Source organism: Lachnospira multipara ATCC 19207, assembly GCF_000424105.1.
In the GTDB taxonomy this organism is placed as follows: domain Bacteria; phylum Bacillota; class Clostridia; order Lachnospirales; family Lachnospiraceae; genus Lachnospira; species Lachnospira multipara.
In genome coordinates, this window is sequence record NZ_AUJG01000009.1 from 76,363 (window position 1) to 95,540 (window position 19,178).

The 19,178-nt window shown below is 32.9% G+C and carries 19 protein-coding genes and 1 pseudogene; 19 read left to right on the forward strand and 1 reads right to left on the reverse strand.

Features of this window, described 5'->3' with window-relative positions; translation table 11 throughout:
* The first annotated feature begins 43 nt into the window (after window positions 1-43).
* The 3 genes from G600_RS0108380 (at window position 44) to G600_RS0108390 (ending at window position 3,404) form a co-directional block, all read left to right on the forward strand.
* Window positions 44-631, forward strand: coding sequence for a rhomboid family intramembrane serine protease (locus tag G600_RS0108380; RefSeq protein WP_027431545.1), 588 nt, complete (start codon window positions 44-46; stop codon window positions 629-631).
* 121 nt (window positions 632-752) lie between these two features.
* Complete coding sequence (locus G600_RS0108385; protein WP_027431546.1) at window positions 753-1,607, forward strand: DMT family transporter; 855 nt, start codon at window positions 753-755, stop codon at window positions 1,605-1,607.
* 123 nt (window positions 1,608-1,730) lie between these two features.
* Window positions 1,731-3,404 (forward strand): bifunctional diguanylate cyclase/phosphodiesterase, encoded by a 1,674-nt coding sequence (locus G600_RS0108390; RefSeq protein ID WP_027431547.1) that lies wholly within the window; start codon window positions 1,731-1,733, stop codon window positions 3,402-3,404.
* Window positions 3,405-3,608: 204 nt separating this feature from the next.
* On the opposite strand, the gene G600_RS0108395 is transcribed toward G600_RS0108390, so the two are convergent.
* Window positions 3,609-4,616, reverse strand: a complete 1,008-nt coding sequence (locus G600_RS0108395) for a GTP-binding protein (RefSeq protein ID WP_027431548.1) — start codon at window positions 4,614-4,616, stop codon at window positions 3,609-3,611.
* Between the two features lie 208 nt (window positions 4,617-4,824).
* Here G600_RS0108395 and xylA point away from each other — a divergent pair, with 208 nt between their 5' ends.
* The 16 genes and pseudogenes from xylA to G600_RS0108475 all read left to right on the forward strand — a co-directional run.
* A complete protein-coding gene (xylA, locus tag G600_RS0108400) occupies window positions 4,825-6,141 on the forward strand; it encodes a xylose isomerase (RefSeq protein WP_027431549.1) in 1,317 nt (438 codons plus the stop codon).
* A gap of 512 nt (window positions 6,142-6,653) precedes the next feature.
* Window positions 6,654-8,072: a hypothetical protein gene (locus G600_RS0108405; RefSeq protein ID WP_027431550.1), complete on the forward strand. Its 1,419-nt coding sequence runs from the start codon at window positions 6,654-6,656 to the stop codon at window positions 8,070-8,072.
* Between the two features lie 456 nt (window positions 8,073-8,528).
* Window positions 8,529-10,040, forward strand: coding sequence for a hypothetical protein (locus tag G600_RS0108410; RefSeq protein ID WP_027431551.1), 1,512 nt, complete (start codon window positions 8,529-8,531; stop codon window positions 10,038-10,040).
* A gap of 437 nt (window positions 10,041-10,477) precedes the next feature.
* The gene (locus G600_RS0108415) at window positions 10,478-11,206 is read left to right on the forward strand and encodes a hypothetical protein (RefSeq protein WP_027431552.1); all 729 of its coding nucleotides are present in this window, start codon (window positions 10,478-10,480) and stop codon (window positions 11,204-11,206) included.
* Window positions 11,187-11,765 (forward strand): hypothetical protein, encoded by a 579-nt coding sequence (locus G600_RS0108420; protein ID WP_027431553.1) that lies wholly within the window; start codon window positions 11,187-11,189, stop codon window positions 11,763-11,765. The genes G600_RS0108415 and G600_RS0108420 overlap by 20 nt, the downstream gene beginning before the upstream one ends.
* A gap of 17 nt (window positions 11,766-11,782) precedes the next feature.
* The gene (locus tag G600_RS0108425) at window positions 11,783-12,580 is read left to right on the forward strand and encodes a hypothetical protein (RefSeq protein ID WP_027431554.1); all 798 of its coding nucleotides are present in this window, start codon (window positions 11,783-11,785) and stop codon (window positions 12,578-12,580) included.
* Window positions 12,581-12,691: 111 nt separating this feature from the next.
* Complete coding sequence (locus G600_RS0108430; RefSeq protein ID WP_027431555.1) at window positions 12,692-13,966, forward strand: AAA family ATPase; 1,275 nt, start codon at window positions 12,692-12,694, stop codon at window positions 13,964-13,966.
* 100 nt (window positions 13,967-14,066) lie between these two features.
* Entirely contained in the window at window positions 14,067-14,237 is a 171-nt protein-coding gene (locus tag G600_RS15710; RefSeq protein WP_155885961.1) for a hypothetical protein, read from the forward strand.
* Window positions 14,238-14,452: 215 nt separating this feature from the next.
* Complete coding sequence (locus G600_RS14120; protein ID WP_155885962.1) at window positions 14,453-15,292, forward strand: ATP-binding protein; 840 nt, start codon at window positions 14,453-14,455, stop codon at window positions 15,290-15,292.
* 186 nt (window positions 15,293-15,478) lie between these two features.
* Complete coding sequence (locus tag G600_RS0108445; protein ID WP_027431556.1) at window positions 15,479-16,798, forward strand: AAA family ATPase; 1,320 nt, start codon at window positions 15,479-15,481, stop codon at window positions 16,796-16,798.
* The gene (locus tag G600_RS15060) at window positions 16,752-17,168 is read left to right on the forward strand and encodes an RloB family protein (RefSeq protein ID WP_027431557.1); all 417 of its coding nucleotides are present in this window, start codon (window positions 16,752-16,754) and stop codon (window positions 17,166-17,168) included. The genes G600_RS0108445 and G600_RS15060 overlap by 47 nt, the downstream gene beginning before the upstream one ends.
* A 20-nt stretch (window positions 17,169-17,188) precedes the next feature.
* Complete coding sequence (locus tag G600_RS0108455) at window positions 17,189-17,590, forward strand: hypothetical protein (protein ID WP_027431558.1); 402 nt, start codon at window positions 17,189-17,191, stop codon at window positions 17,588-17,590.
* A 6-nt stretch (window positions 17,591-17,596) separates the two neighbouring features.
* Window positions 17,597-17,710, forward strand: a complete 114-nt coding sequence (locus tag G600_RS15460; RefSeq protein WP_081669450.1) for a helix-turn-helix domain-containing protein — start codon at window positions 17,597-17,599, stop codon at window positions 17,708-17,710.
* A gap of 2 nt (window positions 17,711-17,712) precedes the next feature.
* Window positions 17,713-18,261, forward strand: coding sequence for a GNAT family N-acetyltransferase (locus G600_RS0108465; RefSeq protein WP_027431559.1), 549 nt, complete (start codon window positions 17,713-17,715; stop codon window positions 18,259-18,261).
* Between the two features lie 53 nt (window positions 18,262-18,314).
* Window positions 18,315-18,818 carry a P-loop NTPase family protein gene (locus G600_RS0108470; RefSeq protein WP_027431560.1) on the forward strand — a complete coding sequence of 168 codons (504 nt, stop codon included), beginning with the start codon at window positions 18,315-18,317 and terminating at the stop codon, window positions 18,816-18,818.
* A gap of 99 nt (window positions 18,819-18,917) precedes the next feature.
* Window positions 18,918-19,178: pseudogene (locus tag G600_RS0108475) on the forward strand (hypothetical protein); the annotation flags it as partial.

A 19,178-nucleotide genomic window follows, 5' to 3' on the forward strand; every position in this document is an offset into this window, starting at 1 on the left:
TTGTGTTTGACACTTTAGTATTGCATAATGGGAGGAATTATATATGGCAGACGGAGGAAAGAAAGGGATTTCTTTAGGATTCAATTCTCCAGTTGTATTAGGTTTTGCATTAATTTCGTTAGTTGCTTTATTTTTAAACGAAATATCAAACGGCCTAACAAATACAATGGTTTTTAGTGTTTACAGATCGGAGATTAGTCCTTTATTCTTCGTAAGGTTATTCGGACATGTACTTGGGCATACAGATTGGAAACATTTTTATTCTAATATGATGTTCTTTTTACTAATCGGACCGATATTAGAAGAGAAATATGGAAGCCTAGATTTGGCGGTGCTTATGTGCATTACTGCCGTAGTATCAGGTATTGTTAATATCATTTTCATGCCAACAACAGTGCTTTTAGGATCAAGCGGAATAGTTTATATGATGGTAGTTTTACTCTCAGCTTCAAGCATCAAGGGTAAGAAGATTCCACTTACACTAATCCTTATCTTATTTATGTACGTTGGCGGCGAAGTCGTAAACGGCTTTGAGGCCCAGGATACAATCTCACAGCTTTCTCACGTAATCGGGGGAATTTGTGGTGCTATCTTTGGCATAGTCCTTAATCTAGATACTAAGGATTTATAGGAAAATATATTGCTCTCACTAAGCTATGAAAGAGACTTTATGCTTTTTTCATAGCAAGGTGAGAGTTTTTTTTATGGATTTGTGCTATGCTTTAACAAAATGTAAATAAAGGAGAAGTAAAGTGAATAATCGATTAAAAGGAATAATTTGTATTGTGATTTCAGCCTTTTGTTTCGCCTTAATGAGCGCCTTTGTCCGCTTATCAGGAGATTTGCCATCGGTTGAGAAAGCATTTTTTAGAAACCTAATAGCCCTCATAATTGTTGTAGTGACTATTATTGTGAAGAAAGAAAAACTACATATGAAGAAGTCGGACGGCTTCGTGCTCTTCCTTCGTTCCCTTTTTGGAACTATTGGTCTTCTTTGTAATTTCTACGCCGTTGACCATCTAGCTCTTGCAGATGCTTCAATGATGCAGAAACTCTCGCCTTTCTTTGTAATCGTTCTATCTGCGATTATTTTGAAGGAAAAATGTAGTCCCGTACAGTGGATGGCGGTTATCGGTGCCTTTATTGGCGCACTGTTCATTATTAAGCCAAGTGGAAATTTCAACAATTTCCCAGCAGTAATTGCCGCAATCGGCGGTCTTGGGGCAGGTTCCGCCTACACTATGGTTAGAATTTTAGGAAAGAGAAAGGTAACTCCTGACCTAATTATTATGGCATTCTCAGGATTTTCTTGTTTAGTCTGCCTACCTCTAATGATAATTTCTTGGAAAACTATGACTTTAGTGCAGCTTTTAATGTTACTTTTAGCAGGCGCTGCAGCTGCAGGTGGACAGTTTGCAATCACTCGCGCATACATTTACGCACCAGCTAAGCAGATTTCCGTTTATGACTATTCTCAGATTGTGTTTTCAGCAATCCTAGGATTTATCATATTCGGACAAATCCCAGATGAATTTAGTTTCTTGGGCTACTTTATAATCATCGCCATGGCGGTTTGGATGTTTATTTATAATAAGAGGGAAGACTAGGAAACTGCACGCTTTTAAAGATTTTTGCGTAAACTTTAGCGCTTTATTTTTATAAAGTTTGTGTTATAATACGGTTATTCAAGTCATTTGGATAATAGTAAAAATATATAGGTTGTTGTAGAGATGGATAATAAAAATGTAAAACGAAAAAGCAATTGCATATTTGAGTCTTTGTTAAAGGAATGTACTCATGAAAAGTTAAATAAAGATTTAAGTCATGAAGAAATCCAGGAAATATGTGATATTTTATTTATCGGTGAGATAAATCTAGAAATAACAAATAAAGAAAATAGATTTGGCGATCGCGTTATTAATAAAAATATCTTTAAAAGAGATTGCGAATGTGAAGAAGCTATAAAATACATGTATCGTTTAAGTGATACAAGAGCCGGGGAAATCAGCATAGCGCCTATGAAAGGCCATGAGGAAGTTCCGGAGTATTCTATATTTGCCAATATTTTATTTTTAATTATCTACGAAGTGACAACAACTAGAGTTCTGAATAATTCAAGATTTATGGATCCACAAACTGGTGTGCCGAATTTGCGCGCTGTTAAGGATAAGATTACCTCTTTAGTAAAGAACGGCGACTATTCAGACTACATTATTATTTATGCTAATATTCAAAATTTCAAATATCTAAATGATTGCGGCGGCGTTGAGTGCGGTGATACTGCAATCGTTGCATATACAAGAAAACTAGTGGCTCTAGCCGAGGAGGACGAGGCTATTGGTCGACTTGGTGGAGATCACTTTATTATATGCGTGAAAAGAAGAAATCAATCAAAAATCATGCACGCCCTAGCAGGTATTACAGTTTCGGATCTTCCAAATACAGGAGATAGAAACTTTGTCCTTAGTTGCTGGGCCGGAGTTATGATTTCAGATAATAAGAAGCTAAGCTTTGATGAGAGAATGCAGTGCGCTGTGGATGCCTACACAATGGCTAAGACGCGCCTAAAGCAAAGAGTAGTTTTCTACAATGATAAGTTTAAGGCCAAGCTTGACTGGTCAAGAAATGTTAGAGAATTACTTGGAAAATCCATCAGCAAACAGGAAGTTTATCCTGTTTTCCAAGCAAAGGTCAACATGAAAACTGGCAAATTAGTGGGCTTTGAAGCCTTATCTCGTTGGAAATATCAGGGAAGAATCGTCTCTCCATCAGAGTACATCAGTATCCTTGATAATCAGGGCATGATTCACAACCTAGATATGTACATTTTGATGCAGACCTGCGAGTGCATAAAGAAGTGGGATGACGCTGGCATCGATTACCCAATTATTTCTGTAAATGTATCGCGAAAGAACTTGTTTATTCCAAACATCGAGGAAATAATCCATAGAATTACCACTACTGCTGGGGTTGAGCCTTCAAAACTAGATATAGAAATTACAGAATCCGCCACAGAGGACGAGTTTAGTAGGCTTTTAGATTTTATTACGAAAATGCGTCAATATGGCTACAGAATCTCTATTGACGATTTTGGTGTTGGCTATTCGTCTTTAAGCTTGCTTCACACTATTGATGCGGATGTAATTAAGTTTGATAAGAGCTTTGCAGATAATATCTGCAGTTCTAATAAGGTGGAATATATTGTTGAAAGCATTGTAAACTACGCAAACAAAATCGGCATGACAACCATCGCTGAAGGCGTAGAATCAAAGGAACAGGGAAAGAAGCTACTAGATATAGGCTGCGAATGCTGCCAGGGCTTTTATTATGGTGAACCCCTCTCCTTTGAAGAAGCAAGCGAAGTAATAAAAAAATCGATTTATAAACCAATATTAGAGGATTAAGGCGATTCTTAAGAAGTAATGAAAGTGCTGGGAATTAGTCAAATTGTGAGAAGTAACGAAAGTACTGGGAATTAGTACAAGTTGTGAAATGTATTGAGAAATAATATGTACTAAAAAGAACTCGTCAGATAGATTATATCATCTATCTGACGAGTTTTAATTTGCAATGTATTTGACAGCTGGTCTTGATAGTTGAATCTTGTTCTATCTGTAGTTTTCTATCATTTCGTTTATGTATTTTTCATCTAGACTTTCGCCAATAATAATTAATACATCCTGGCCTACGTTGATTTGTTTAATCTCTGTATTATCAACGGTTGCATTGATCTGATACCAACTGCTAGATGTTGTGGTTTCATTAGTAGAATCAGATTCTGCCTGGCTTCCTAGGTTTTCAGATTCTGGTTGATCTCCTTTAGCAAAGCCCTTAACTCTAAAGACTTTTCCGCATTTCTCATCACGATACAATTCATCAATTAATTTCTTAATGGAATCGATGGATAAGCCGTGGTTTAGCAAATACACTGAGTTATAGCTATTATTGTCGTCTATTCTTAATTTTTCGTGGTCAAAATTGTTGTAACCACAGTTTGTAAGCCCTTCTAATACTGAAGAATCTAGCTCGTTTAGGTTTGCTTCAATAAAGTCAGAGTCCACAAGCTCCCTGTTTCCCTTGAATTGAAGAAGGGCAGCCTTTAGGTGGGCCTTTGTATTCTCTATATCTTGTGTCGAGGCCAAATCGCTATGAGATAAAAGAATTTTACCTGAGCGGGAAACCTGTGAGCAGAGAAGATAGTTAGATTCGTTTGAGAGCTCATTTTCAAGCTTAGAATCTATAACTGTAATGACGTTGCCGATTTCATACAATCTGTTAAGGGGATCCTCATTCAAAACATCGAAAAATTCATCCACGTCATAGATGCCAGAAGGCTCAATCAAAACTCTGTCGTAGCCCAGCATTCCAAGGGCAATAAGCTTAGTCTTAAATCTACGTCTGTGGCAGTCGTAGTCGCAACCGCCCGCCACCATCTCAAGGTCAGCATCATCACCGATGGCATCCTCTAGAAGGAGCATGTCTACATTTACAGCACCATAATCATTCTCGATAATGCCGATGTTCTCGCCCTTGCTAATAAGATAGTTTACATATTGCTTTATAAAAGTGGTCTTCCCAGAACCTAGGAAACCAGTAATCAAATCTACTTTAATCATAAAATCACCAATAGGAATAAATATATTCGTGGCTATATTTACTCTTCCTTTCAGAGACAATTATATCATATGTGTAAAGATAAAAACTTTTTAAAACTACTTGTAAATAAGTCTATTTTGTGTTAAAACTGACTTATAGAAAAAACTTTTCTAAAAGTAAAGATTAAATTAATAGCTTTAAATTTTAAGCAATTTTTGGGAGGAAAATATGACTGAATTTTTTAAGAATGTCCCAGTTATTAAGTACGAGGGACCAGAAAGCACTAATCCATTAGCTTTCAAGTATTATGACGCAGAGAAGGTTGTTGCAGGCAAGAAGATGAAGGAGCATTTACCATTCGCAATGGCATGGTGGCATAACCTTGGCGCTAACGGTGTAGATATGTTTGGTGTAGGCACAGCAGATAAGAGCTTTGGAGCTACTCCTGGTACTATGGAACATGCTAAGGCTAAGGTAGATGCAGGTGTTGAATTCATGAAGAAGCTTGGTATTGAGTACTATTGCTTCCATGATGTTGACCTTGTACCAGAAGCTGACGACATCAATGAAACTAATAGAAGATTAGATGAAATCTCAGACTATATCTTAGAGAAGACTAAGGGCACTAACATTAAGTGTTTATGGGGTACAGCTAACATGTTTGGTAACCCAAGATTTATGAACGGTGCTGGTAGTACAAGTTCTGCTGATGTTTACTGCTTCGCTGCAGCTCAGGTAAAGAAGGCTCTTGATATCACTGTAAAGCTTGGTGGTAGAGGCTATGTATTCTGGGGTGGTAGAGAAGGTTATGAAACACTTCTTAACACAGATGTTAAGTTTGAGCAGGAAAATATTGCAAATCTTATGCACTTGGCTGTTGACTACGGTCGTAGCATCGGCTTTAAGGGTGACTTCTATATTGAGCCAAAGCCAAAGGAACCAATGAAGCATCAGTATGATTTTGATGCTGCAACAGCTATCGGTTTCCTTCGTCAGTATGGTCTTGATAAGGATTTCAAGATGAATATTGAGGCAAACCATGCAACACTTGCAGGTCACACATTCCAGCATGAACTTAGAATTTCTGCAATCAACGGTATGCTTGGTTCTATCGATGCTAACCAGGGCGATATGCTTCTTGGTTGGGATACAGATGAATTCCCATATGATGTATATGGTGCAACTTATGCAATGATGGAAGTGCTTAAGGCTGGCGGTCTTACAGGTGGTTTCAACTTTGATGCTAAGAATAGAAGACCTTCTAATACACCAGAAGATATGTTCTATGCCTTCATTTTAGGTATGGATACATTTGCATTAGGCTTAGAGAAGGCTGCAGCATTAATAGAAGATGGCAGACTTGAAGAAAATATTAAGAAGAGATATGAGAGCTTCAATTCAGAAATCGGTCAGAAGATCAGAAATCATTCAGCTAGTCTTGAGGAATTAGCAGCACATGCTTGTGAGCTTAAGAAGCCTGAATTACCTGTATCTGGTAGACAGGAATACTTACAGAGCGTAGTGAACTCAGTTCTTTTTAACTAGTTTTATGAAAATGTAGGCGCAAGCGCTTTTTTTACAAGCGCAAAAAAAATAAAATAAGACGTTTACCTTACGCTGATCCTAAAGAAGTGGGGAAGATTGGCAGGAAATAAGGTATGTGGGGGAATAGAAAATAGGCATAGTCTAAGACTTGAAGTTTTAAGTAACCGGAGAGGATTTGGGCTATGTCTATTTTTGTGTTTAGATAGTTCGAAGATATTTACCGCAAAGTTAAAAATATACTAAAGACCATATCTATTTGTGAAATATTGGAATATTACTATATCTATTATCAAACCTATACAAATATCTTAAAGACAACAGTACTTTCGTACTAGTTTACCATAAGTATAAGTACTTTAGTGTGAGAAAAATGGGGGGGGTGGCCCGATATTTTTTAAATTAGGAAAATGTTACTATCCAAATAGCGAATCCTTAACACCACAAGAGGGGAAAACAGTTGAGGATGATATAACGTAACAATAAAATAGGGAAAAACGAAAGGGGCTTAATTTATGAGATTAAGATTAGACAAATTAGTTTTAAGCGCTGGTTTAGCTTTAGCTATGGTGGCAACTACAATTCCTGTAGGGGCTGCAATCACAAAGACAGGTGATACAGTTACAGTAGCACCAGGATATATGGATGCAAATGGAAATGCTAAAGATGATTTAACAGGTTTAACAGAAACAGGTGATCCAGTTACTGTTAAAACAGGTTTAACATCAGTAACACAGATTACATATGTTGAAGGTGCTACAGACTCAGTTGATGTAAGCTATATTTCTTCAAAGGATTCTAATTATGCTTATGAAACAGCTGCGAACAAGGTTTCGAAGCCAGTGAGCAAACTAGAAACAGTTACTTATACACTTGATAATTATGTTGTTGACTATGCACTTGGAGGAGAAGAAACATTATCAGAAGCGAATGTTAAGGCAATTATTAAGGAAATTGCTGGTGAAACAAACGTAGCTTCAGGTATTGAAGTAGCAACATCATTAACTAGTCCTGAATATGTAGCAGTTACAGATGATGCTACAAAAACAAAAGTATCTGGAACATTTAAAAAGACAACAAAAACAGCTTTAACAGAATTACCTTCAAGCTATCAGAATTTGATTACATTTAATTCAGTTGAAGGTGCAAATGATTATATTGTTTATGAATATGATAAAAATTCGTGCGTTAGCATTGTGCCAGAATTAGCTACAAATGGTACTCCTTATATTGTGACAACAAGTGTTGGTAAGAGTTATCTTTTAGGATCTCGTACAGTTTCAGCTAAGGGAGCTTTATTATTTGAAGCAACAAATGGAGATTCAAAAACAACTACAGTTACAAATGCTGGTTATACAGCAACAGTAACAGCAGTTACAGATGTTGCTGGTTCTGGTGTTCTTGATGTATCAAAGGTAGAAGATTTACCATCAGATGCTGCAGTTGCAGGTTATTTTACAATCACAGTTGCAGGCGGTTCTGGTGTTGTAATTGATACAGGTGATACTGCATTAACATTTAGAATTGCTAAACCTAAGGATGTAACTGCAAGTACATGGTATGTTGCTACTTTACATACAGATTCAGAGGGTAATGAATCATATTTATTGTTACCAGCAACATTATCATCAGATGGAAATTATATTGAATTTAGTACATCTAAGTTCTCAACATTTGCACTTGTATATTCAGCAACAGCAGCTGATACAACAGAAGAAGAAACAAATAACGAAACAAATAACGAAACAGAAACAGCAACAGAAGCAGGAACAGAAGCAGGAACAGGAACTACAACAGCTGGTTCTTCAACAACATCAACAACAACTTCAACAAAGACAGCTGATAACTCAATGATGCCATTATTTATGACAACATTACTTCTTGCACTTTGCGCTGGTAGCCTTGCTATCTACAAGGAAAAGAAGACAAATTAATTTTAGTAAGTAAGAAAGACACAAGTTATATTAATTAACAACGTTATATCTAGCTAAAATTTTAAAATGGCCTCTCCGTTTGTGGTGGACGGAGAGGTCGATTTTTATGTATAAAATATTGTTAAATATAGAAAAATTGTGATTATTTATGGAGTTAAGTATAGACTTAGCTCCTTTTTTGTTTTTTTTGACATCTTTATAGTTTTAAAAATATATTAAAACAAATAAAAAATCACCCCAATTCTATACATGTGTATGAAATAAAATAGTACTCCGGTATGCATTTACTTAATGAATAGGATATTTAGTATGAGAAAGATAGGCGAGGAGTACGATATTTTTAAAATTAGGAAAATGTTACTATCCAAATAGCGAATCCTTAACAGCCACCAGGGGGAAAGTTAAGGATGATATAACGTAAACAATAAAATATGGAAAACGAAAGGGGCTTAATTTATGAGAATAAGATTAGACAAGTTATTTTTAAGCGCTGGTTTAGCTTTAGCTGTGATTGCCACCACAATTCCTGTTGGAGCTGGCGTTAATACAACAACAGCAAATGGTGTAACTACTGTTGATGGTGTAGTTGGTTATGCAACCTCTGATGGATTACCTCTAACTACAGAGAGTACAAAATCATTATTGGCAGCTATTTCAGGAGTTTCTACAGCAGATACATCTGCAGTAGAAACAGGTGTTGGTGGTGTAAAAAAGCAAGATGCATTACCTAGTGGTTTAACTGTTAATAAAGAATTATTTACGGGTAATCAGGATGTTACAGCTTATATTGAAGAAGTAGATGCAGACTATGAATTTGTAAAAGGATATAAAGTAGAATCTGATGAAGATGCATTTACACAGACAACAACATATACAGTTTCTGGTTATGAATATACATCAACGACAGCAGGTAGTGCTGTTGCTGCAGCAACTGCAGCTAAAACTGCTATTATAAATGCATTAAAAATTGAAAATGGTAGTAATTCATATTCAACATATACTGTATCAGTTAGTGAAAACGCTTTAACAGCTCATACAGCATCACAACCAACAGAAGATAGTTATGCTGAAGGTACTAAATTTACTGTTGATGGTTCATTTACAGTAACAAAGACGTATACAATTACATCTTTACCAGAGGGATATAGATATGATATTGTTCTTGATAAAGGTGAGGGTTCAAATTTTGAATATAAGGTTGCTTATAATGAAGGAACTAAAAATGGGGAATATACTAATATTACTGACCTTGATGAAGAAATAGTTGTTTCATTAACAAAGTTAAGTGGAACATATTATTTAGGTAAAAAGACAGTATCAGCATCTGGAAATTTATTATTTGCTCCTACAGAAGGAGATGATAGTGCTGATGCTAATGTTGTAAGTGGTGATTATACAGCAAGAATTACAAATGGTAGTGATGAAGAAATTGATCTTACTGAGGTAGCAGATTTACCAGAAGATGTGAAGTCAGCAGGTAAATTTAAAATTACTGTTACAAAGGAAGGTGTTGTTGGAGCTGTAGCAAATGGACCAGAAATTACATTTAAGATTGCTATTCCTAAGGATGTACAGCCTACATCTGCTGATAAGAAGATTAATTGGATTGTTGTAAGAGGTCATGATTATGATGATGGAAATGACGTAGTATATGAAATTATTCCATCTACAGTAGAAGGTGATTATATTGTATTTAGTTCAGATAAGTTCTCTACATACGCATTACTTTATACTGAAGTAGCAGCTGACACAACAGAAGAAGAAACAAATAACGAAACAAATAACGAAACAGAATCAGCAACAGAAGCAGGAACAGAAACTACAACAGCTGGTGGTACATCTACAACATCAAAAACATCTTCTTCAGGTACAGCTGATAACTCAATGATGCCATTATTTATGACAACATTACTTCTCGCTCTTTGCGTTGGTAGCCTTGCTATCTACAAGGAAAAGAAGACAAATTAATTTTAGTAAGTAAGAAAGACACAAGTTATATAAATTAACAACGTTATATCTAGCTAAAATTTTTAAATGGCCTCTCCGTTTGTGGTAGACGGAGGGGTCAATTTTTATGTCAAAATTAGATTTGACGGAAGATAAAATTGAACTCAGTTCTCTTTTTTTATAAAAACGGGTACTTACTTTATTATAATTGGATTTAAGAAAGTGTTTTAGAGATAGAATTGTAAGGAATTTAGGATGAATTTGAGAGGGATAATTAGATTTGTGAAGATGTGGGAATGGGTTGAAATACTGGAGTGAGGCGTGTTTTTGTGGAAATTAAATGAGGAATTAATTTTCAAAATATTAAAATAAATTGCTACGCTGTCTTTGTTTATACAATATTTGTGATAATATAGAATTGTAGGCATAGTTTAGCTTTTATACAGAAAGGAATCAAAATGGGGAAGTTAAAAAAACTAATAGAAAAGAGTGGGCAATTTGTAAAAAATAGAATAGAAGAAAGTATTCTTGTTGTTTCTATTATTTTTTTGATTGTTGGTCTTTTATTAGATTTAAATTGTATGAAAAAAACACCATTAAACAATATGGAAGATATGAGTTGGTTATTATCCATACAAACATCTATAGTAGTGTTGCCTATTGCTATAGTAGCTTTACTTTCTGGTATTATTTCTGAGTCTTATATGGGAGTTAAAAAAATTGCTTATTATTTGCGTATTAAACCACGTATTTTTAAACAGAAAAGTATTATTTCTATAGAATTTTTACTGCTGCTTATAAGCGTGTGTATGAATATGTGCCATTTTAATAATTTAATTTTTTCATGTTTGATTATTGAATTGATTATAATTTTACATAACATTTTTGGGATTTTTGAAGCTTATTATGGAAATATAGAAGTTGAGAATGAGATAAAAGAATACTTAGAAAAAGAGGCTGAGCTGAATAAAAAATGTGAAGCTCATATTTCTGCTTTAATATCTGATTGGGTAAAAATATCTTCAAAGCAATTGTATGATGAATTTGAAGATTATTTTAAAATATTTTTTAAGTTTAATCTTGCAATTATGCTAAAAGAAAAAGATACAAAGAAAGCTAATAGCAATGCTGAAAAAGTTGCTAAAGCTTTATTAACAAGTAATTCGAATGATTGTAAGTGTGATTAGATTAGCCTATTATATTAACTTTAACGATCAAGAAAAAAATCAAGAAATTGATTCTTTAATAGATTTAATGAGAAGTCTTGGCTATTTGTTGGATAGACAGGATAAAAAAGGAATAATCTATAATTCTAAATATTGGAAAGAATTGATAGTTCAATATCAAAGCAATAGCATATATTTGCCTTGTAAAGAATTGAGAAGAAGTGCTGACAAGAATTTTGCAGATTGTATTATAGAGCTTATTTTTGGGTATATTACAAATGGTTATATAGATTATGTAAAAGAAAGTTTATTTATAAATAAAATTGGTAATACAGATTTTGTGAATGATGATATATATGTGTATGAAATAATGACAATACACTGTATGTTGTATTGGATAGCTTATAGAGAAAGTGAAGATTATATAGATAATAATCTTAAAAATAAGGTAAAAGAGTTGCTTAATGATAAAGAAGTTATAAAAGTAATTAATAAATTCTATAGAGCAGTTTCGAAAAATTATGATGTTATGGATAAGAATTTACGTATAGAAATTTCTGAAACATTGAGGAAATATTAGAGAATTTTTCGAATGTAATGAAGAAAATTTATAAAGCACACTTAATTGAACAATCTAACAATAAAGAGAAATATTTTGTAGATATGCAATATGGAGAGAAATTCATTAAGGGTTTAAGTGAGTGTTTAGATATAAAAGTGAAAAATGAATTAAGTATTGTTAGTGAAGTATCAAATGTACAAGAAAAAATAGAAAAACATGAAAATGAAATGTATATAAAAGTACCGATTGATATTATTAATGATGATTGTCCTGGTATTAGTTTAAAGGGATATATTGATGAGTGTGTAACTAAGAACAAGTTTAAAATATTTGAAAATATAAAAAATGAATTAAAGACGGTTGGCATTGAAGTAATTAATAGGGATATAAAGTTTGAATCTGATAATGCTTATTTAGAATGGCTAGGCTCTAATGGATATAAAACTTTATGGGGATGTAAATATGAATTTGATTCATCGGATTATATGCATGAAAAAGAGTTTGCATTAAAGTTAGAGGATTTTGAAAGAAAATTCGTTTTTGGAATAAGTGATGGTTTAGTTATAAAGAGCAATGCCTTAAGTGTAAAAGTTGACAATTTTAAAGTTACTCTTGTGCCAGCTGATGTTGATAAAGATGGCTTTGATTATAAAAAAGTTAGTGATGATAAATATATGTATGAATCTAAAACAGGGATTAGATTGGAGTATTCAAAAGACGAGTTACGCCAGTATGTAGCATATATGCATAAAAAAGCAATAATTAAATATGATATAGAAATATGTTATTCAGGTAAGAAAGATGATGTTGTTATAATTACGAGAAAAAATTAGCTGTTATTTGTTAGAAAAAGGATACAATAATATTTTTTGTGAAAAAATATTGCATGAAAAATAAAGAGTGATATAATGAAATTGATATATACTCAAAAGGAGGTTTATACAATGATTATTGAGATAAGAGCAAAGAATTGTTTTGTTTTTGCCGATGAGATATCTTTTTCAATGAAGGCAGATATGAGAAATAAGAAGTTTGCATCTAATGTTCATAGAGAGAATAATTTTAATGTCCTTAAAACAGCTGGAGTATATGGTCCTAATAATGTCGGAAAGACATGCCTTATTAAATGTATAAGAGCTATAAAGAGTGTTTTATTGAATGAGAAGAATGATTTGATGCCTTGCATTTTTACGAAAGATGATGTGTGTTATTTAGGAGTAACGTTTTTGGAAGGCGGAAAAAAGTATTCATATGATTTTAATTATAATGCGAAAACTAATGAATATATATATGAATCGTTTTCTGAAATAAAAAAAGATGAGCATGGTAATGAGAAGACAGTGATTATGCTAAAAAGAGATACAGTACAACAGGAATATTATTGTACTAATGAATCGGTTCAAAATATGATGGCTATGATTTCTAAAAATAATTTGTTTTTACATTTAGTTGATGTTACTCAATTTGATTGCTTGAGTAACATGAAAGATATATTAGTTGGATTTGCCAAAAAAATTGACATTGTTAATATGAATAATATTCCAATGGAACATACTATTGAATTAATGAAAAATGAAAATAATTTGCAGCAAAAAATAGTCGAATTCATAAAAAATGCAGATTTGTATATGGATAACTTTGAATATGTTGAAAGAGAAAATATTCAATTAAAATCAAATGATAAAGAACGACCAGAGGAAAAAGCGTTAGATATTCCTGAAAAGATTATGGATCAAATTAGATTAGTGTCAACATATAAGGGTGTTCAAGTACCAAGTATGTTATTTGATTCAACTGGAACAAAAAAAATAGCAGCAATTGCAAGTTATGTAATAGAAGCATTAGAAAAAGGAAGAATACTAGTTGTTGATGAATTAGATAGTAGTATTCATTTTAAATTAACTAGAGCTATAGTTACATTATTTAATAATGAACTTAATACCAATGCTCAGATGATATTTACTGTACATGATATCAATTTAATGGATTGTAAAAAATTATTTAGAAAAGAACAGATATGGTTTATTCATAAGGATGAAGATGGAGTATATGTATATTCACTCGCTGATTTTACAGCTCAAATGGGTGTTCGTGATACAACGGATGTTATGGAAAAATATAGGAAGGGAACCCTTGGTGCACTTCCAGATCCAGAGTTAATTAAGTCGCTTTTAAGTATTAAGAGCAATGTAAATAATAACAAAGCATTGGACGGATGAAATTATTAAGTCGCCGTCAAAATCAGTTAATGCATCATTAATCGAAAAATATACAGGTGTAGAAAAGTATAAAGGTAAAGCTGAACAGATAGATGCTGTAATGGAGCACATTACAGCAGAAAACTACAATGATATGCGTGATCGTGTACATAATACTGAAAAAAATGATTCAGTTGTCGGAAGTACTAATTTTGGAATATTTATGGATTATTTTGAAAGTAAAGATGCTGGATGGATTGATGTTATTAACAAAGAATTGGAGGAGTGTTAAAGTATAAAAATCTGATATATTAATTGGATACTTCAATATAATCATGACTCAAAACTAATAATTTATCAATTTCAAATAAGTGAATAGTAGAATTGATACTGTCTACCTGTTCATATGATTCTGATGTGAGATTTACAGTAAGTGCTGTGAGGGTAGATGAGCAAGGGTGGAGCCCTTGAAAAATACGAATATCTTGACATTTTAGACTGTCCAGTTTGAATAAACATAAATTTGATCTTGTATCAGGGTCACATTTAAATAATGCTGGAAACGTATTGTTTGGCAAGAAAAACCCTGTGATGTTGAAAGCTGCTATATTTGCTACGGATGAGAAGCTAACTTTTCTAGATATGCAGATATTTGAAGATAATATTATTAACCTTTTAGATATTGCAGAGCAGTATATTTTTAAAAATATACATTGGGCAAATGAAATAATAGGTATGGAGCGTACAGAGATTCCGGAAATACCTGTTGCAGTTATCAGAGAAGCGCTAGCAAACAGTTTTGCACATTCTATTTATAATGGTTCAACATATCATGAAATATGCATATATCCGAGTAAAGTTACTATATATAGCCCAGGTACATATGCAAGTTCTCATAAACCGGAAGAGTATATTAAGAAGAATCTGCAATCTTCTATACGTAATGAAAAGATAGCCAAAATGTTATTTTTAAGCAAGTCTATAGAGCAGTTTGGAAGCGGATTTAAACGTATAAATAGTCTGTGTAAAGATGCTAAAATCAAGTTTAGTTATGAGATTGATGAAGCAGGGTTTACTTTTATAATTCATAGAAAAAAAGCTGGTGAAATATCATCGAATAAAACAAATGTCACTGTAAATGTCCCGGAAAATGTCACTCTAAACAAAATGGAAAAGCTAGTATATCAGTTATTATCTTCTAATCCACAATATACTAGAGAAGAACTTGCTGAAAAGACTTCCAAGACAGTAAGAACTATCCAAAGAACATTGAATTCGTTACGTGACAAAGGATATATAACAAGAATTGGAAGTGACAAAACTGGAAGATGGGAAATTCTAAAATAACTATAAGTAGAATTGATACTGAAATAGGGTGGAGCTAAGCGTGTGCTTAGCTCCTTTTTTTAAGGATTGAAAGAATTATCGAAATCGTTATATTTGCAAAAAAATTACAAAATTCAGCTTTTTATACTTGAAAATTGATAATTATAATTTATAATTAAGATAAAAGATACAATAGGAGGTAATATTATGTTATTACAGTTTACTGTAAAAAACTTTAAATCCTTTAGAGATGAAGCAGTATTATCACTAGAAGCATCTAATGACAAAGAACATGATAATAATATTATTGATGATGGAAAAGATAGGGTGTTAAAAACTGTATCAATTTTTGGCGCTAATGCAGCAGGTAAAACTAGTTTATTTAATGCGTTAACAGCTGCGATTCTTACAATTAAAACATCTAATACTAGACAGTTAGGTGAACCTATAGTTTTTATAGAGCCCTATGCTTTTAGACCTAATGCATATGATGAACCAACAGAATTTGAATTTGTATTTAAAGTTGATGGTAAAAAGTATGTTTATGGTTTTTCAGCAACCGTTAAGAAAATTATAACTGAGTATTTGTATGTATATAATACAGCTAGAGCAACAACAATTTTTGAAAGGGACGAAACAGATTCTGAGGTCTATAAATTTACAGTGCCTAAGATTAAGACAGAGTTAAATCCTTTAGTAGACAGAAATACAGAGAATAAGTTGTTTTTAGCAACAGCTACAGCATGGAATAGTGAATCTACTAGACAAGCAGCTATGTGGTTATTGAATATGATTAATACATATGACACAAAATATGAGAATATTCTTCCACTTACAGCTGCTATGTTTGAAAATGATGTAGATAATTCCATGAAACGTTTTACTAATAATATTCTAAGAGAGGCAGATATTAATATCGCTGATTTTAAATATGAGAGTAAAGATGTTCCTGTAACTAGTACTGATGGCAATAATCATTTAATTCCAATATTTCAAGATGATGTGTCTAGACTATCTCATAATGAATTTAAAATTAATGTTATACCTAGACAAATTCATAAATATAAAATTGATGCTATGCATAATGTTAAAGATGAAAAAGGAAACGATAACTTGTATTATTTACCAATAGATAAGGAATCAAGAGGAACACAAAGTCTCTTTTTTATGAGTCCAATTTTAAAAAGAGCATTTGAATCAGGAGAAACAGTTTGTATTGATGAATTTGATTCAAGTTTACATCCTTTATTAGTTGATTATTTGGTAGGCTTGTTCAACAATAAAGAAATTAATAAAAAAGATGCACAGTTAATAGTATCGTCACATACAATGTCACTTCTTAATTTGAAGTTGCTTAGAAGAGATCAGATATATTTTGTAGAGAAAAACCAGAAAAATGCTTGCTCTGAATTATTCTCATTAGATGAATTTTCACCTAGAAAAAGTGAAGATATTAGAAAGGCGTATTTGCAGGGAAGGTATGGTTCGATTCCAGATATTATGGAAGGAGCTAATTTATGGGATTAAAAAAACAAGTAAAAATAGCCAAATAAAAACTGCAGAAAAGAAGGCTAAAGAGAGTAAGTATAATATAAAGCTTATAACTACAGGACCTTGTATTGAATTATGGTTTTTATTACATTTTAAATATACAACTAAGAGTTACAATTCTAACGATGATGTAATAAAAGATTTAAAGGAATATATAAATGATTATAAAAAATCATCAGATAATATATATGAGTTATTAGAAGATAAATTAGATTTTGCAATTAAAAATGCAAAAAAACTAGAAAAACATAATCTGGAGGATGGAAAAAAAACACATACCGTAGAGTTCAGCCCTAGTTCAGAAGTTTATAAGATTTTTGATGATTTAAATAAGAAGGATAACTAGAAATAAAGGGGTGGCATCGAATGATTTATAAAAATATTACATTTAAAGCAGATCCATTTTCATACGATTTGATGTTTGATGATAGAATAACTCTCGTCGGTGGAGATAATGGCACAGGTAAAACTGTTCTGTATGAGATTTTAGAAGACTTAAGATTAACCGATGAATATAAAGCAATTAAATTGTTTAATTACAAATCAGATAATCTTTTAGAGGCAGTTAAACAGTGTAGGGATAATTTTATTGTGATTGATAATGCAGATATTTTGATTGATGATGATATCAGGAGATTCATCAATTTTGAGTTTTCCAATCAGTATATGCTTTTCTTAAGAAATTGTGATGGGCTCAATGTATCGGATAAGAGCTTTAAGGTGTTAAAACTTGAAGATAATAGGATAACACTGGAAGAGGAGTTGTGATATGAAATGGCAAAAAATGAACATGTTAGTACGCTGGTGTTGGAGAAAATCTGCAGAGTACTTGATTGTAATATAGAGGATGTCTGTGAATTTGTTATTGAGCAGGAGGGGAAGAGTTAAAAATGAGATTTGGGCCTAAGGAGATAATAGATAAAAATGGTCGAAAGGTAATTCTTAGAAATGCTGAAGTTGAGGATGCCAAAGCTCTTATAGATTACCTAAAAGTTACGACAGGAGAAACACCTTTTTTGATACGAGAACCTGACGAGGTGACATTATCTTTGGAGCAGGAACAAAATTTTATTAAAGATAAAATAGATGCAACTAAAGAATTGATGCTGATTGCTACAATAGATGGTAAGCATGTAGGCAATTGTTCACTGATGACTATCGCACCATATAAGCGGTATGCACACAGGTGTGATGTGGCAATAGCATTGTACCAAGAATATTGTGGATGTGGCATAGGAAAAATCATGTTGCAGACAGTGTTAAAGGTTGCAAAGAATGTCGGATATGAACAGGCTGAACTTGAAGTTATTTCAGATAATTATAAAGCAATTTCTCTTTATAAAGAACTGGGGTTTGAGAAGTGTGGACATTTTCCGAATAACATGAAATATGCGGATGGTAAATATGCGGATGCGGACTGGATGATGAAGAAATTATAATGAAAACGATTTGCAGAGTTTATTTCAAAAAAAATAATGAATTGAGGAACTAGATGGACAGAAAAAAGATTATTATTATAGGTTGCCCCGGGAGTGGGAAAAGCACATTTGCAAGAAGACTTCATGATGTAACGGGATTACCAATATACCACTTAGATAATTTATTCTGGAAAGCAGATAGAACTCACATATCCAGAGATGAATTTGATGCGCGTTTGAACGAGTACATGCAAGGAGATTGTTGGATTATTGATGGGAACTATTCGAGAACTTATGAGATGAGAATCGCGGCATGTGACACTGTCATATTCTTAGACTATGGGGAAGAAGTATGCATGCAAGGAATCACTAATCGGGTAGGAAAAGTTCGTGAAGATATGCCATGGATAGAAGATGAGTTGGATCCTGAATTAGTAGAAATGGTGCAACAGTACGAAACACAGAATAAACCCGTACTGCAAGATCTTTTCCGAAAGTATCCGGAGAAAGAAGTAATAACCTTCTACAACCGTGATGAAGCAATGAAATGGCTGGTTAGTGAATATAACAAGCGATAAAATTTGCAAACTCACATTGACATTATATAGATACATTTGCTATCATATCCAAGATATATATCAAATGCATCGATGCGAAACTTTCACAAGGAGTAGGCGATGAAGAAAGACAGCAAAGAAGTACCAAAGAGAATTTCAGTGGATGAGCACATCAAGCTTAATCCGAAGTCAATTTATAGGGACAATCGATCCCGATTATTCACAGCGATTTTTAGAGAAAAAGAAGATATGTTAAGCCTTTATAATGCGATTAATGGTACCAGTTACGATAATCCGGATGATGTAATTGTTACAGAGCTAGAAGATGCTATTTATTTAGGTCTAAAGGGAGACTTATCATTTATTGTTGATTTCAGGTTG